The 15,197-nt window shown below is 38.4% G+C and carries 12 protein-coding genes and 1 pseudogene; 6 read left to right on the forward strand and 7 right to left on the reverse strand.

Annotated elements, in window-relative coordinates:
- The first annotated feature begins 100 nt into the window (after positions 1 to 100).
- The 3 genes from DYI03_RS06165 (at position 101) to secA (ending at position 5,121) form a co-directional block, all read left to right on the forward strand.
- Positions 101 to 1,300 (forward strand): Lnb N-terminal periplasmic domain-containing protein, encoded by a 1,200-nt coding sequence (locus DYI03_RS06165; RefSeq protein WP_021668212.1) that lies wholly within the window; start codon positions 101 to 103, stop codon positions 1,298 to 1,300.
- On the forward strand, positions 1,300 to 1,665 hold the full coding sequence (locus DYI03_RS06170; RefSeq protein ID WP_004357989.1) for a hypothetical protein: 366 nt from the start codon (positions 1,300 to 1,302) through the stop codon (positions 1,663 to 1,665). Before DYI03_RS06165 ends, DYI03_RS06170 begins: the two co-directional genes overlap by 1 nt.
- 99 nt (positions 1,666 to 1,764) lie before the next feature.
- On the forward strand, positions 1,765 to 5,121 hold the full coding sequence (gene secA / locus DYI03_RS06175) for a preprotein translocase subunit SecA (protein WP_021668213.1): 3,357 nt from the start codon (positions 1,765 to 1,767) through the stop codon (positions 5,119 to 5,121).
- Positions 5,122 to 5,444: 323 nt separating this feature from the next.
- Here the strand turns inward: secA and DYI03_RS06180 are convergent.
- Positions 5,445 to 5,636: pseudogene (locus DYI03_RS06180) on the reverse strand (IS1380 family transposase); the annotation flags it as partial.
- A gap of 768 nt (positions 5,637 to 6,404) precedes the next feature.
- On the opposite strand from DYI03_RS06180, the gene DYI03_RS06190 reads away from it, so the two are divergent.
- Positions 6,405 to 7,691, forward strand: a complete 1,287-nt coding sequence (locus DYI03_RS06190; protein ID WP_115367856.1) for an IS1380 family transposase — start codon at positions 6,405 to 6,407, stop codon at positions 7,689 to 7,691.
- Positions 7,692 to 8,005: 314 nt separating this feature from the next.
- Here the strand turns inward: DYI03_RS06190 and trmD are convergent, their stop codons facing one another.
- Complete coding sequence (gene trmD, locus DYI03_RS06200) at positions 8,006 to 8,683, reverse strand: tRNA (guanosine(37)-N1)-methyltransferase TrmD (RefSeq protein WP_004358066.1); 678 nt, start codon at positions 8,681 to 8,683, stop codon at positions 8,006 to 8,008.
- A 100-nt stretch (positions 8,684 to 8,783) separates the two neighbouring features.
- On the opposite strand from trmD, the gene DYI03_RS06205 reads away from it, so the two are divergent.
- A complete protein-coding gene (locus DYI03_RS06205; RefSeq protein ID WP_021668229.1) occupies positions 8,784 to 9,533 on the forward strand; it encodes a nucleoside-specific channel-forming Tsx family protein in 750 nt (249 codons plus the stop codon).
- A gap of 72 nt (positions 9,534 to 9,605) precedes the next feature.
- Here DYI03_RS06205 and DYI03_RS06210 read toward each other — a convergent pair whose 3' ends face one another.
- The 4 genes from DYI03_RS06210 to DYI03_RS06230 all read right to left on the reverse strand — a co-directional run bounded on the left by DYI03_RS06210 (position 9,606) and on the right by DYI03_RS06230 (position 13,515).
- Positions 9,606 to 10,934, reverse strand: coding sequence for a S41 family peptidase (locus DYI03_RS06210; RefSeq protein WP_021668228.1), 1,329 nt, complete (start codon positions 10,932 to 10,934; stop codon positions 9,606 to 9,608).
- Between the two features lie 73 nt (positions 10,935 to 11,007).
- A complete protein-coding gene (locus DYI03_RS06215) occupies positions 11,008 to 11,310 on the reverse strand; it encodes a winged helix-turn-helix domain-containing protein (protein WP_004358087.1) in 303 nt (100 codons plus the stop codon).
- Positions 11,300 to 11,914, reverse strand: a complete 615-nt coding sequence (locus DYI03_RS06220; RefSeq protein WP_021668227.1) for a hypothetical protein — start codon at positions 11,912 to 11,914, stop codon at positions 11,300 to 11,302. Before DYI03_RS06220 ends, DYI03_RS06215 begins: the two co-directional genes overlap by 11 nt.
- Positions 11,915 to 12,228: 314 nt before the next feature.
- Complete coding sequence (locus tag DYI03_RS06230; protein ID WP_115367874.1) at positions 12,229 to 13,515, reverse strand: IS1380 family transposase; 1,287 nt, start codon at positions 13,513 to 13,515, stop codon at positions 12,229 to 12,231.
- A gap of 128 nt (positions 13,516 to 13,643) precedes the next feature.
- Here DYI03_RS06230 and DYI03_RS06235 point away from each other — a divergent pair, with 128 nt between their 5' ends.
- Complete coding sequence (locus tag DYI03_RS06235; RefSeq protein ID WP_259299473.1) at positions 13,644 to 13,970, forward strand: hypothetical protein; 327 nt, start codon at positions 13,644 to 13,646, stop codon at positions 13,968 to 13,970.
- A 246-nt stretch (positions 13,971 to 14,216) separates the two neighbouring features.
- On the opposite strand, the gene DYI03_RS06245 is transcribed toward DYI03_RS06235, so the two are convergent.
- On the reverse strand, positions 14,217 to 15,164 hold the full coding sequence (locus DYI03_RS06245; RefSeq protein ID WP_115367910.1) for an IS30 family transposase: 948 nt from the start codon (positions 15,162 to 15,164) through the stop codon (positions 14,217 to 14,219).
- Positions 15,165 to 15,197: the final 33 nt, after the last annotated feature.

The following is a 15,197-nucleotide window of genomic DNA, read 5'->3' on the forward strand; positions in this document are numbered from 1 at the left end:
TATTAAAAAAAAATGATATCATGGAAATTATATATGGTATTTTGATTTTTAATAAGCTTTCTTTGCGGTATCACACTTTTTCATTACCTTTGCGGAGTAAATGAAGAAGGTTGTAGAATATATTACAATTTTATTTTTGCTTTCAGTCTTTCCACTGGTCGCAAATTCTCAAACATTGACATATTCGGACTCGGTTGAGATTTCTTTACTCACCTGTACACCAGGAGAAGAGTCGTGGTCGCAATATGGACATACTGCTATCAGATACAACGACTTACGCAATGGCAACGACCTTTCCATTAATTACGGTCTTTTCTCACTTTCTCAATCCATGTTTATTCCACGTTTCATCTTTGGACTTACCGATTATCGTGTCGGCATTGAGTCTATGGAAGAAATGTTATTTCAATATTCTTACGAAGGACGTGGCGTTATAGAGCAAAAACTCAATCTTTCGAAAGAGGAAAAATATCAAATTTTCACGGCTTTAAGGGAAAATTTACGTCCCGAAAATGTTGTTTATCGCTACAATTTCTTCTACGATAACTGCACAACAAGGGCGCAACACATTTTACTTGACAAACTAAAAGGCAAAACTACCTTTTACGCTGACACCAAAACGGTACTCCCTACTTATCGTGAGATGATTCACGAATGGAATAAAAACGATATTTGGACGCAATTTGGCGAAGATATATTATTAGGTGTAACAGCTGACTTGTCTGTTGCTACGAGAGAGCAAAAGCTTTTCCTACCTGATAATCTTAGAAAGTATATAGAAAGCGGACTGCATAATGGGCAACCATTGGTAAAAAGTACAGCAATTTTACTACAACCCAATCAGACGCTTACCGAAAAGGAATATCCTATCACACCAATGCAAGTAGCAATTATCTTTGGAATTTTTGCAACTGTCATTGTTTTAATAGAATACAAACAAAAGAAAGTGTATTGGGTATGGGATTTATCCTTGCTATTGATTGCTGGAATGATTGGTTTATTACTTTTCGCAATGGTATTCTCGCAACACCCTTGCGTAAGTTTGAACATGATTATCTTCATTTTCAATCCTCTATGCTTAATTTTCCTCCCTAAAATAATCAAAAACATTCGCCAAAAGAAGAGTCATTGGTGGTTTGGAGCTTGGGGAATATCGATTTTTATTGGGCTTTTGGGAAGTTTTTTTCAAAGAATACCACTGCCAATACTAATTGTGGCACTATTCTTGCTTGTTAATTGCGGCTACCATTTGTGGTTGGCAAAGTTTAGTAATACTACAAACGAAAGAATTGCAATATAATGAATAAGTACATTACCGCATTGCTCGTTGTTTTAGCAGCTACTGGCGTTGAAGCTCAGACCTATCAGTCTGCGCTCAAAGCGGCATTGGGTAATTCTACTTTGGAGGAGTTTTGCAACCATTTAGAACTGAAAGGAGTTGAGACTGATATTCTTTCAGTCATTGAAGCCTATAAAAATATACACAAAGAGGACAATAAAGAGCCGTTAACCACACGCATTGCCCTACTCGACAGACACAACAAAGTATTTTATTATAACGTTGGAAAATTAGAAAAGCAAAGCAAAGTAGAATCTATCTACCTACCAAATCCTTCGATAAGCTCTGCTATTCTTATTCGCGCACCCAGTTGTTTTATTTCATAATAGCGCTTTAGTAGTGCAAAATAGTGATTAAAAGGAAATAAAACATATTAATAAAGGTGGAAATAAAGCGTAAAATGCCCACCACAAACATACATTATAATGAATTTTACAAAATTAATGAGATCGCTCTTCGGCGATAAATCAACACGCGACATGAAACTCATTCAGCCGTTTGTTAATAAAGTAAAGGAAGTATATCCACAAATCAAAGAATTAAGCAACGATGATTTACGTGCTAAAACAAAGGAAATTCAACAATTTGTTCAAGATGCAGGTAAGCAACAACGTGAAGAAATAGCAAAACTCCGTGAGCAAATTGAAGCAACACCTATCGACGAACGTGAAGAAATATTCAATAAGATAGATAAAATTGAGAAAGAAGCGTTAGAAAACTACGAGAATGCTTTGAACGAAGTAATGCCAGTAGCTTTCTCAATCGTAAAAGATACTGCTCGTCGCTTTACTGAAAACGAAGAAACAATCGTTACTGCTACCGACTTCGACCGCGAGTTGGCAGCCGACCCAAATAAAGATTTCGTTACCATTGAAGGTGATAAGGCTTATTATCACAACCATTGGACAGCTGGTGGCAACGACCTTAAATGGGAAATGGTACACTATGATGTGCAACTTTTCGGTGGTACCGTACTTCACCAAGGTAAAATTGCAGAAATGGCAACGGGTGAAGGTAAAACTCTCGTGGCTACCTTGCCTGTATTCCTTAACGCTTTGACTGGCAATGGTGTACACGTTGTTACAGTGAACGACTATCTTGCTAAACGTGACTCTGAATGGATGGGGCCTCTTTACGAGTTTAATGGTCTTTCAGTTGATTGTATTGACAAGCACCAACCTAATTCTCCTGAACGTCGTAAAGCTTACCAAGCTGACATTACTTTCGGTACAAATAACGAATTTGGTTTCGACTACTTGCGTGACAATATGGCAGTTTCACCTGCTGACCTTGTACAACGTCAGCACAATTATGCGATTGTCGATGAGGTGGACTCAGTTCTGGTCGATGATGCTCGTACACCTCTTATTATTAGTGGACCTGTTCCAAAGGGCGATGACCAAATGTTTGAAGAATATCAACCATTGGTACAAAAACTCTTTGAGGTTCAACGCAAACAAGCTACCGAACTTCTTGCCGAAGCTCGTACAAAGATAGCACAAGCGCTCAACATAAAGGACGACAAAGAGCGTTCAACGATGCTTGAAGAAGGTTTCCTTGCCCTTTATCGTTCACACAAAGCACTTCCAAAGAACAAGGCGCTCATTAAGTTCCTTTCTGAAGAAGGCATCAAGTCGGGCATGTTAAAAACTGAAGAGTATTATATGGCTAACAACAACCGTGAAATGCCAAAGGCTGTAGAACCTCTTTATTTTGTAACAGACGAGAAGTTGAACTCATGCGACCTTACCGATAAGGGTGGAGCATGGCTTGCAAAAGAAGTTAGCGATGATACTTTGTTCGTTCTTCCTGATATTACAACCGAGTTATCAGCACTTGAAAAGGAAAAAGAAGAAAAGAAAATTGATGAGCAAGCTTATATCGATAAGAAAGACGAAATGATGAGCAACTATGGTGTACAAAGCGAACGTGTACATACTTTGCAACAATTGCTCAAGGCTTATACCATGTTTAATAAAGACGATGAGTATGTTGTGCTTGACGGTGAAGTAAAAATCGTTGACGAACAAACGGGTCGTATCATGGAAGGACGCCGTTGGAGCGATGGTTTACACCAAGCTGTAGAAGCAAAAGAACATGTAAAAGTGGAAGCTGCTACACAAACTTTTGCTACCATTACCCTTCAAAACTACTTCCGTATGTACCACAAGTTGTCAGGTATGACGGGTACGGCTTCAACTGAAGCAGGTGAATTTTGGGACATCTACAAACTTGATGTTGTTGAAATTCCTACCAACCGTCCTATCCAACGCAAGGATATGGAAGACCGTGTCTACAAGACCGCTCGTGAAAAGTATGCTGCCGTTATCGAAGAAATCGAAGAAATGCGCAATAGTGGTCGTCCTTGTTTGGTAGGTACTACCTCTGTGGAAATCAGTGAATTGCTGAGTAAGATGCTCAATATGCGCAAAATTCCACACCAAGTATTGAACGCTAAGCAACACTTAAAGGAAGCACAAATCGTTGCAGAAGCTGGTCAGTCAATCAATGGGCTCGGTGCAGTTACCATTGCTACCAACATGGCAGGTCGTGGTACCGACATCAAGCTTTCTAAAGAAGTAAAAGAAGCTGGTGGTTTAGCAATTATCGGTACCGAACGCCACGAAAGTCGTCGTGTAGACCGACAGTTACGTGGTCGTGCAGGACGTCAAGGCGACCCAGGTTCTTCTGTGTTCTACGTTTCTTTGGAAGACAAATTGATGCGTCTTTTCGGTTCAGAACGTATTGCAAAGGTGATGGACAAACTCGGTTTCGAGGAAGGTGAACGCATCGAAAGTTCAATGATTTCAAATAGTATTGAACGCGCTCAGAAGAAGGTTGAAGAAAATAACTTCGGTATTCGTAAACGTTTGCTCGAATACGATGATGTGATGAACAAGCAACGTACCGTAATTTACGAAAAGCGCCGCCACGCTCTCATGGGTGAACGCATCGGTATGGATATTTCAAACATCATTTGGGACCGTTGCTTGAATATTATTGAATCAAACGATTATGAAGGTTGCGTAGAAGAATTCCTCAAAGTTTTGGCTATGGAATGCCCATTTACCGAAGCTGAATTAGCAAGTGCAAATAAAGAAGAGTTGGCAGAACGTAGTTTTCAAGCTGCAATCCAAAACTTTGAACGTAAGACCGAACGCATTCAAACCGTAGCATGGCCTATCATTAAAGAAGTTTACGAAAATCAAGGTGCGATGTATGAACGCATCATGGTGCCTATTACTGATGGTAAGCGTGTTTACAATATTCCTTGCGACTTAAAAGAAGCATACGATTCGGAAGCAAAATCAGTTGTAAAGCAGTTTGAGAAAGTTATTCTTCTCCACCTCATTGACGATGATTGGAAAGAAAACTTACGCCAATTGGACGATTTACGCCACTCTGTACAAAATGCGTCATATGAACAAAAAGACCCATTACTCATCTTCAAACTTGAAAGTGTGAAACTTTGGGACAACATGATTAACGACATGAACAATCGTACAGCAAGCGTATTGATGCGTGGTCAGATTCCAGAAATGCAACCAGCTGAAGAAATACGAGAAGCTGCTCCAGAGCAACATGTACAACGTTATGAGGAAACAAAAGACGACTTGATTGACCAAAATCAGCAAGCTGCCGCTCATCACGATACGCGTGAAACTGCCCAACAGCCTCAACGCACACCTTATATGGCAGAGAAGATGCCACGTCCTAACGACCCATGTCCATGCGGAAGTGGCAAAAAGTTTAAGAATTGCCATGGTCGCAATATGAGATAAACAACATAAGGTGCTTATATAAATAAAGGAGTGAAATTCTACGATTGAATTTCACTCCTATTTTATTTTAAATTTGTAAGCAAAGACGTGGTTACAAATATTATTTTTTCTCCAGTGCAATATTAAATTTATCCTTATTTTCGCAAACAATTTCCTTGTTTGTTTCAAAACTTGTTTGCGTTTCATTTAACCCTACGAGAAAGGTCGATTTGTCATTTTTTTGCTCAACTTACTACAAATAGGTTGGTTATTGGACACAAGTTCCCTTACCCATAGGGAATGGGGAAGATAAAATTCAGCAAAGAGTTTGAAGCTATTCTTTAAAAATCTTCATATCTTCTTGAGCAGTTGTTAGCTCTGATATAGAATAGGTTACAATGTTTCTCAATGGTTTTAATGATGTCTTTTGAAAAGGAACCACAATCAGCACGGAAACGATTGATGGTTACACCTAATGTATCTTTTACACGTGTCATAATACGTTCCAGCGTATCTGCTTGATGGAATTTAACGTTCTTTTTCAAAGTGCAAAATAGCTGCTTTCTGGCAAGTTATGATACTTTGTAGGGGCGTGATTTATCACGTTCCTAATACACTAAAATTTGCAGAGAGGAACGTGATAAATCACGCCCCTACAAAGTATCATTGCTCGAAAGGTTCTATTTCTCGTCACGACCATATTCAAATTTCGTTTCACTCATTTACATGCTTCGTGTGGCTTAACGAAATCGTTGGTTTAATTTCTCAACCTTATTGAACTTATAGGCGTGCTTGGATTTATCGCAAGTGTAAACCACATTTGCTTCTTTAAGTACTTTTAAACCAATAGAAAAATTCCTCTGAAATAATGGTTGATATGCTTTTATTTTCAAAACCTATTGTTTTGAACTCCAAAATAGCCTATTTTGAATGCCAAAACAATAGGTTTTAAAATTCACTTGTATTTGATATGAGCAAGAACATAAAAATAGGTTCATCAGGAATTATGTCGATACAAAAGAAATTGAACGAAAGACCGAGAGAAAAATTAAACTTTTCTACTCCAAAGTGTGAATTCTTCAAATACGTTTTATAATTTTGCACTTGCTGGTTGACTATGCGGGTTTTCAAAATTATACATTCTATATAAAAGCATAAAAAAAGAGTTACCTTAATTCCGCAACACTATTATAACTTAAACTTTTTAAGTACCTGAGCAACAAAAAGTTGCCCAGGATTTTGCCATGTCAAAGAATTCACTTATCTTAGTGTTGCAAAACAAGCAAGCAAAACTCTGATATGGCATGGCAAAAATACATATTAAATCCGATAAACTCACTCCTTTTGGAGGAATATTTTCAATCATGGAGCAATTTGACTCCACATTGTCATCTGTAATCGACTCGACCCTCGGTCTAAGGTGTAGATCATTCGGTTATCAGTACAGCGAAATCATCCGTTCACTCATGAGTATCTACTTCTGTGGTGGCTCATGTGTTGAGGATGTCACTACTCATTTGATGAGCCATCTCTCGCTTCATCCGACACTTCGAACTTGTAGCTCTGATACTATCCTCAGAGCGATAAAGGAGCTGACGCAAGAAAACATCTCATACACGTCAGATACGGGTAAGAACTACGATTTCAACACGGCTGACACTCTCAATACTTTACTGCTCAATTGTATGTTTGCATCTGGCCAACTGAAAGAGGACGAGATGTATGATGTTGATTTCGACCATCAGTTCATAGAGACAGAGAAGTATGATGCAAAGCCTACATACAAGAAGTTCCCTGGTTATCGCCCTGGCGTGGCGGTTATTGGCGACTTAATCGTTGGCATTGAGAATAGCGATGGCAACACAAATGTTCGTTTTCATCAGAAGGACACGCTGAAGAGGTTCTTTGAGAGATTTGAACAGAACGGCCTTACTATCAATCGTTTCAGAGCTGACTGTGGATCATGTTCCGAGGAAATCGTAGAAGAAGTAGAGGAACACTGCAAATCCTTCTATATCCGCGCAAACCGCTGCAGTTCGCTCTACAATGAAATCTTTGCTCTCAGAGGTTGGAAAACTGAGGAAATCAATGGCATTGAGTTCGAATTGAACTCTATCCTTATTGAAAAGTGGAAGGGTAAAGCATACCGACTTGTGATTCAAAGACAGAAACGGTTGGATGGTGTATTGGATCTCTGGGAAGGAGAATACACATACCGTTGTATCCTGACTAACGACTATGTATCTTCCGTAAGAGAGATTGTCGAGTTCTATAACCTTCGAGGGGGAAAGGAACGTATCTTCGATGATATGAACAATGGTTTCGGATGGGACCGATTGCCCAAATCCTTCATGGCAGAGAACACCGTGTTCCTTCTTCTTACAGCACTTATCCGTAACTTCTACAAGGCCATTATCCAAAGACTTGATGTAAAGAGGTTCGGACTCAATACAACAAGCCGCATAAAAGCGCTTGTCTTCAGGTTTGTCTCTGTACCAGCAAAGTGGATCAGGACATCAAGGCAGTATGTGCTGAATATCTATACTTGTAACAATGCTTACGCGGATGTGTTCCAGACAGATTTTGGATAACGCCTACAATTTATGGGTATGATACTGCGTATTGCCTCAAGTCGCATTGTGGGGTAAGGGGATGTTGTAGGCTGAAGTGGGGGATTTCAGTTCTAATTATCTGCAAATTCAGTAATGAGAGGATGTGTACACGCAAGAAGGACGTTGAAAAGTTAAGTTGCGGATTTGAGGAGTTAGTAAAACCTAACAAGTGTTTGCAAATTTCCAAAAATATTCTATTAACCTCATCTAAAGGGGCTATTTTAATCTTCCAAACCTATTATTTTGATGTAAAAAACAATAGGTTTGCCTCAAGAGAGTATTTTTCGGAATTATCAATCTTTCAATAAATCGGGACGCAACCGTTTGGTACGTTCCATGGCTTGGTCAAATTCCCATTGTTTTATTTTAGCTTCGTTACCACTCAATAAAATTTCAGGAACGTCCCATCCTTTATAACTTCTTGGACGTGTGTAGATTGGGGCTGAAAGCATATCGTCTTGAAAACAATCAGACAATGCGCTCTGCTCGTCGCCTATCACTCCTGGTACAATTCTCACCACTGCATCGGCAATTATGGCAGCTGGCAACTCTCCACCCGTAAGCACAAAATCGCCAACCGATATTTCTCTGGTTATCAAATGCTCACGAACACGTTGGTCAATGCCTTTATAATGACCAGCTAAGATAATTAAATTGCCACCCAATGAAAGGTCGTTTGCTATTTTTTGATTAAATTGTTCACCATCGGGCGAAGTAAAGATAACCTCATCGTATTCACGTTCAGCTTTCAACGCACTAATACATCGGTCGATAGGTTCTATTTGCATCACCATACCAGCTTGTCCTCCAAAGGGATAATCATCTACACGGCGCCATTTATCATTCGTGTAATCGCGCAAATTATGTAGTCTAACCTCGGCTAAACCTTTTTTTTCTGCTCGTGCCAATATGCTTTCATGGACGAAACCTTCAAGCATTTCGGGCAAAACTGTAATAATATCTATTCGCATAATTTAAATACAAAGTTAGCAATATTTTCGTTAAACAATTGACACATTAAGTTTTTTTTGTAACTTTGCACTCAAATTTTAATGCAAACTTAAAATACTTATGAAAAAAATCTTTTCCCTCGCCATTTTAGCAATGGCAGCTTTTACAAATGTACAAGCACAAAATGTACAATTACACTATGACCTTGGTCGCTCTATGTATGATGATTTAAGCAACAGACCATCAGTTACGTCAACGGTTGAAATGTTTAAACCCGACAAGTGGGGTTCTACTTTCTTGTTTACCGATATTGATTACAAAAACGACGGTACAGTTGGTGCTTATTGGGAAATAGCTCGCGAATTTAACCTTACTAAAAACAAGCAATGGGCAGCCCACATTGAATATAATGGTGGTGCAGCAACAGGCGAAATACCAGCAGGTTATTTTGGCAATCGTTTCCAACACGCAGCCTTAGTGGGTGGTGCATGGAATTGGGCTTCAAAAGATTTCTCTAAAACCTTCAGCGTTCAATTAATGTACAAGTACACTTTCAAGAACAAACACATTGGCGCACGCCCTTTCAATGGTTTCCAATTGACCGAAGTTTGGGGCTTAAACTTTGCCAAAGGTCTTTGCACATTTAGCGGTTTTTGCGACTTATGGTACGACAATAATGTGAATGGAAAATTGATTTTGCTTTCTGAACCACAATTTTGGGTAAACCTCAACACACTAAAAGGTATGCAAGGCGTAAACCTTTCGTTGGGTACGGAAGTAGAAATCAGCAATAACTTTGTATGGAACAATAAAGGAAAGAACAATAAGTTTTATGCAATTCCTACCATTGCAGCCAAATGGACTTTCTAAAGCAATAAAAGATAGAAACAAAATAAAAAATCCTCTCAACAAAAATGGGAGGATTTTTTATTGAACCTTATCTCACTTATGAATTTTATCTAACACCACTTTTAAGGCATTATCGCTTTCTGCAAAAATATCGGGCAATGCACCATGTATATTTGTTTCATCAGCACCATATAGCCAAAAACGCTTGAACGAAATTCCTAAATGTAATTTTGAGTGAGGTAAGGCGTAACTTACAACATCGCCATAAGCGACATTCATTCCTCCAGCCTCTTCTCCAACCAATGTGCCTATTTTAAAAGCCTTAATAGTCCAGACAAAACTTGCGGCTGCCGAAAAAGTATGATGATTCATTAATACCCAAACATTTCCTTTAAATCGTTTTGTTTCATCGGCTATTGGCTGTATTTTTTCTTCGTTCACACCGAAAAAGCAACCTTTATTATAGGGGCGGCGAGTCATGGTTTGAGTTGTAGGAGTTATCTTAGCCCACACTTTTTCGTATTGCATAAAAGGTTTGTTGGCAATGTAAGTGAGCAATGTGTCTACTGCCATTGACGTTCCGCCACCATTATCACGCACATCAATTATCAAGTTTTCAATGCGTTTACGATTCAAATCGGCTACCATTGTTTGACAAACTTTTGCCATATCGTTCGCACTTCTAAAACTTGGAATATTCATTAAAGCTGCCTTCTTATTAAGAATATCATAATGCACGGAATTATTGATTTCAACTTCTTTCAGTCCTTTGCTCATCTCGTTCCGTTTTTCAATGACTGAAACGCTACGCAACCTCTTTGTAGTAAGTTTTCCATTTTCAAGGTACTCAATTTTATATTCATTGGCACGATAAAGCATGTGAAACCAAGCTATAAAATCGTTATTCACGCAAGTTAATTTAAAGAATGTTCGTTCGCCTGAAACATACTTCATCATACTCTGTATAATTTCTTTACTGCCTATTCCATTGATTGAAACAATCTTCACGCCCTCTGGAACGCCAAATAAAGCCCCACGAGTGGTAATAGTAGAGTCATTAGAATTTACAGAAACCATTAAAGGAAAACGTGGCGTTTCTTTTCTAAACACATCATTAAAAGGAAAAGTCAAAGATGTATGTCCATCACCAACAGACGCAACTAAAGGCGCAACCTTTTGATAGAGTTCCAATGTGGTTAAACTATCTCGAAAAGATTGTTTGATAGCATTAACTTGCATCAGAAACTTTGTTGGAGTAACCATCGAAAATACATTAGGGTGAACTTCGCAAAGCATATAAACCAAACTATCAACATCTTCAATAGCCTGCTCTTTGCTAATTTTTCCACCATTTTGGTTGTCTGCTTTCACTGTACAGACAACCAATTGTAGTAAAATGATAAAAAGAAATAAACGTTTCATATAAAGTTAGTTTAAATTACTAAAGTGCAAATATACAAAATTTTAAATTCAAACTACAAATACATGCCATTCTTTATAACTCCATATTAAGATAAGACTTCAAAGCCTCAACATGGTCAGCCAATGCTTGTACTCCTTGCGGAGTTATTCGGCAAATGGTTTGAGGAACTTTACCTTTGTAGCCTTTCTTCACCTTTATATATTTAGCCTTTTCCAACTTATCTATCTGCACACTTATGTTGCCAGAAGTGGCTTTCGTAGTGTTTTTGATATAGGTAAAGTCGGCACTATCGGCACTCATAAGAATTGAAATAATTGCTAAACGAAGTTCGTTGTTCAGCAAAGGGTCGAGGGGGAGGAAATCGTTATCTGCCATTGCTAAACTTTAAATATAAACCAGGAATTAATAATGTAAATACAGCGGTAATAGCAGTGCATAGCAACTCGTTTACGCCTTGATTGACAAGCGCAAAATAAGCACAAATTGCACATGCTATCGCTCCAACAATAGAGATGAACAATCGGTTAATAATCTTTCCTGTAATGGCAACAGACATACCCATAAATAAAATAATGGTCGGTGTCATTGGAATTGTTTCCTTGACAGAAATACCTCCCCAAGTTATGGCGCATACATTCATTGCCCATAAAACAAATACCGATATTCCAAATACGCCCCACATACTACCAAGGATTTTGCTGACAATACTTTCTGGCACAGACCAAGTACGATTAAATCTGTATTGATATACTCCACCTATTAAAGCCATTAAAATCCAAAGCAAATGCCATTTGTTTGCCCCTTCACCTGCTGGCGTGTTTGTCATAAGTCCCCAAATTGTAAGCGATGTTGCTACAACCAATGTACCCCACACAAGCAAAGGTTGCGCCGAAGCCTTGGCTATATCACGCTTACTTTGTTCGATAGTACTCTCAATAAGTTTCAAACTCTCTACTGCTGTTAAATCTTTCTCTTTCATAATGAATACTGTTTAAGTTATTATCATACTGCAAAAATAATGTAGTTTATATTATAAACCAAATATAAACACTAATAATCAATCTATTACAACATATTTTAACTATAAAATTATAGTTTCGTAGCTTCACACATTATTATATACCTCAAATCCGCAACTTAACTTTTCAACGTCCTTCTTGCGTGTACACATCCTCTCATTACTGAATTTGCAGATAATTAGAACTGAAATCCCCCACTTCAGCCTACAACATCCCCTTACCCCACAATGCGACTTGAGGCAATACGCAGTATCATACCCATAAATTGTAGGCGTTATCCAAAATCTGTCTGGAACACATCCGCGTAAGCATTGTTACAAGTATAGATATTCAGCACATACTGCCTTGATGTCCTGATCCACTTTGCTGGTACAGAGACAAACCTGAAGACAAGCGCTTTTATGCGGCTTGTTGTATTGAGTCCGAACCTCTTTACATCAAGTCTTTGGATAATGGCCTTGTAGAAGTTACGGATAAGTGCTGTAAGAAGAAGGAACACGGTGTTCTCTGCCATGAAGGATTTGGGCAATCGGTCCCATCCGAAACCATTGTTCATATCATCGAAGATACGTTCCTTTCCCCCTCGAAGGTTATAGAACTCGACAATCTCTCTTACGGAAGATACATAGTCGTTAGTCAGGATACAACGGTATGTGTATTCTCCTTCCCAGAGATCCAATACACCATCCAACCGTTTCTGTCTTTGAATCACAAGTCGGTATGCTTTACCCTTCCACTTTTCAATAAGGATAGAGTTCAATTCGAACTCAATGCCATTGATTTCCTCAGTTTTCCAACCTCTGAGAGCAAAGATTTCATTGTAGAGCGAACTGCAGCGGTTTGCGCGGATATAGAAGGATTTGCAGTGTTCCTCTACTTCTTCTACGATTTCCTCGGAACATGATCCACAGTCAGCTCTGAAACGATTGATAGTAAGGCCGTTCTGTTCAAATCTCTCAAAGAACCTCTTCAGCGTGTCCTTCTGATGAAAACGAACATTTGTGTTGCCATCGCTATTCTCAATGCCAACGATTAAGTCGCCAATAACCGCCACGCCAGGGCGATAACCAGGGAACTTCTTGTATGTAGGCTTTGCATCATACTTCTCTGTCTCTATGAACTGATGGTCGAAATCAACATCATACATCTCGTCCTCTTTCAGTTGGCCAGATGCAAACATACAATTGAGCAGTAAAGTATTGAGAGTGTCAGCCGTGTTGAAATCGTAGTTCTTACCCGTATCTGACGTGTATGAGATGTTTTCTTGCGTCAGCTCCTTTATCGCTCTGAGGATAGTATCAGAGCTACAAGTTCGAAGTGTCGGATGAAGCGAGAGATGGCTCATCAAATGAGTAGTGACATCCTCAACACATGAGCCACCACAGAAGTAGATACTCATGAGTGAACGGATGATTTCGCTGTACTGATAACCGAATGATCTACACCTTAGACCGAGGGTCGAGGCGATTACAGATGACAATGTGGAGTCAAATTGCTCCATGATTGAAAATATTCCTCCAAAAGGAGTGAGTTTATCGGATTTAATATGTATTTTTGCCATGCCATATCAGAGTTTTGCTTGCTTGTTTTGCAACACTAAGATAAGTGAATTCTTTGACATGGCAAAATCCTGGGCAACTTTTTGTTGCTCAGGTACTTAAAAAGTTTAAGTTATAATAGTGTTGCGGAATTAAGGTTAATAAAGAATTATCACAAATATATAATATGAGTAGTACGCTATCTCACGAAAGTTTCCACACACAAATACGTGGAAAGTCTCGTGAAGAAGAAATTCAAGTTATAATGAGACAAATGCAAGCACCAGAGTTCAAGAAGACAACAGATACATTTAGGGAAGGAACGGCTGGATACCTTCAAGAAGAATTGCAAAAATTATACAAAGAAAATAATCGCATATTTAATAAGTATATAGGAAAAGCATCCGAACTTTTAAAAGCAAATGGTGTAAATAGTGTTCCTATTTATTTAAATGGTGGTAATGAAATACAATTTTAAATATAAAGTGCAGTCCACTGGCAAGAAGTTAATGGACTGCAAAATACATTATTTTTATTTTCTAGGTTTTATTGTTCTCTTATTTTGGATAATATCATGTAAACCTCATAAAAAAAATGGTGCTGAAATTATTTGCGAGGGTTCTTATTGCTTTTGGAAAACAAAGGAACATGAAGATGATAATAATTTTATTTATTATTATTTTAACAAATATGGACAAGGTGAATTCAACTAGCAAGTGCAAATTTACACTATATTGCCGTAAAAGCATTCTTGTGGTGTCTTATAATCCAATTTTTTTCTTGGTCTTGTGTTAATTTTATATTGTATTTTTGCATTTTGTTGATGTGTTATGTTGTCAAAATCTGTTCCCTTTGGTATGAATTGCCTTATTAATGCATTTTGATTTTCAATGAGCAGTTTCTGCCACGGTGAATGTGGGTCGGCAAAATAGACCGTAACACCTAATTTCTTTGTAATATACTGGTGATTTGCAAACTCTGTGCCATTGTCTGTAGTTATACTTTTGAGGGTATCCTTAAATGGCATCAATAGTTTTACAACTATATCTGCAACCTCGTCCGCATCCTTTCCTTTGTTCGACTTTCTTATGAGGATATAGTTCGTCTGCCTCTCTACGAGCGTAACGATAACTCCTTTGTTTCCTTTTCCAACAATAGTATCCAATTCCCAGTCGCCAAATCTTGTCCCGTCAGCTTCTTTTGGTCGTTCAGCAATAGACGTCCTGTTTAGGATTGTTGTACGCTTACCCCCAACAGGTCTGTTTCTGTGTTTTAGCCTGTATCGACAGTACTTATAAAGGCAGCCTCCATTTCTTTTATCCTTGCGGATTAGCTTGTAAATAGTTTCATAAGAAATCTTCATCTCTCTTTTTCTCAATACGTTAGAGATTTGTTCGGGAGACCATTGTTCTTCTACCAATAAACGGATTACTTCCTTCCATACTTCTTTCTTTATAGTATGGTTGCCAGGATTACGATGCTTTCGATAGACAGCATTAGCTTGGGCTGTCTCCGCATTATATTTACCTTGTTTACCACTATTGCGTTTTATTTCACGATAAACCGTACTACGGTCTACCCCGATTAACTCTGCTATTTCACTTTTTGGTGTTTTCTTTTGGAGTAAGATAGAAATTGTGTATCTTTGCCCCGAAGTCAGTTGTTTATACATAAGCAATACAAAATTAATTGATTTCAGGGAGAT

Source organism: Prevotella disiens (assembly GCF_900454955.1).
Taxonomy (GTDB): Bacteria; Bacteroidota; Bacteroidia; order Bacteroidales; family Bacteroidaceae; genus Prevotella; species Prevotella disiens.

Coding starts and splice junctions, on each gene's coding strand:
- DYI03_RS06165 (WP_021668212.1), top strand. CDS start 101: ATGAAGAAGGTTGTAGAATATATTACAATTTTATTTTTGCTTTCAGTC.
- DYI03_RS06170 (WP_004357989.1), top strand. CDS start 1,300: ATGAATAAGTACATTACCGCATTGCTCGTTGTTTTAGCAGCTACTGGC.
- secA (WP_021668213.1), top strand. CDS start 1,765: ATGAATTTTACAAAATTAATGAGATCGCTCTTCGGCGATAAATCAACA.
- DYI03_RS06190 (WP_115367856.1), top strand. CDS start 6,405: ATGGCAAAAATACATATTAAATCCGATAAACTCACTCCTTTTGGAGGA.
- trmD (WP_004358066.1), bottom strand. CDS start 8,683: ATGCGAATAGATATTATTACAGTTTTGCCCGAAATGCTTGAAGGTTTC.
- DYI03_RS06205 (WP_021668229.1), top strand. CDS start 8,784: ATGAAAAAAATCTTTTCCCTCGCCATTTTAGCAATGGCAGCTTTTACA.
- DYI03_RS06210 (WP_021668228.1), bottom strand. CDS start 10,934: ATGAAACGTTTATTTCTTTTTATCATTTTACTACAATTGGTTGTCTGT.
- DYI03_RS06215 (WP_004358087.1), bottom strand. CDS start 11,310: ATGGCAGATAACGATTTCCTCCCCCTCGACCCTTTGCTGAACAACGAA.
- DYI03_RS06220 (WP_021668227.1), bottom strand. CDS start 11,914: ATGAAAGAGAAAGATTTAACAGCAGTAGAGAGTTTGAAACTTATTGAG.
- DYI03_RS06230 (WP_115367874.1), bottom strand. CDS start 13,515: ATGGCAAAAATACATATTAAATCCGATAAACTCACTCCTTTTGGAGGA.
- DYI03_RS06245 (WP_115367910.1), bottom strand. CDS start 15,164: ATGTATAAACAACTGACTTCGGGGCAAAGATACACAATTTCTATCTTA.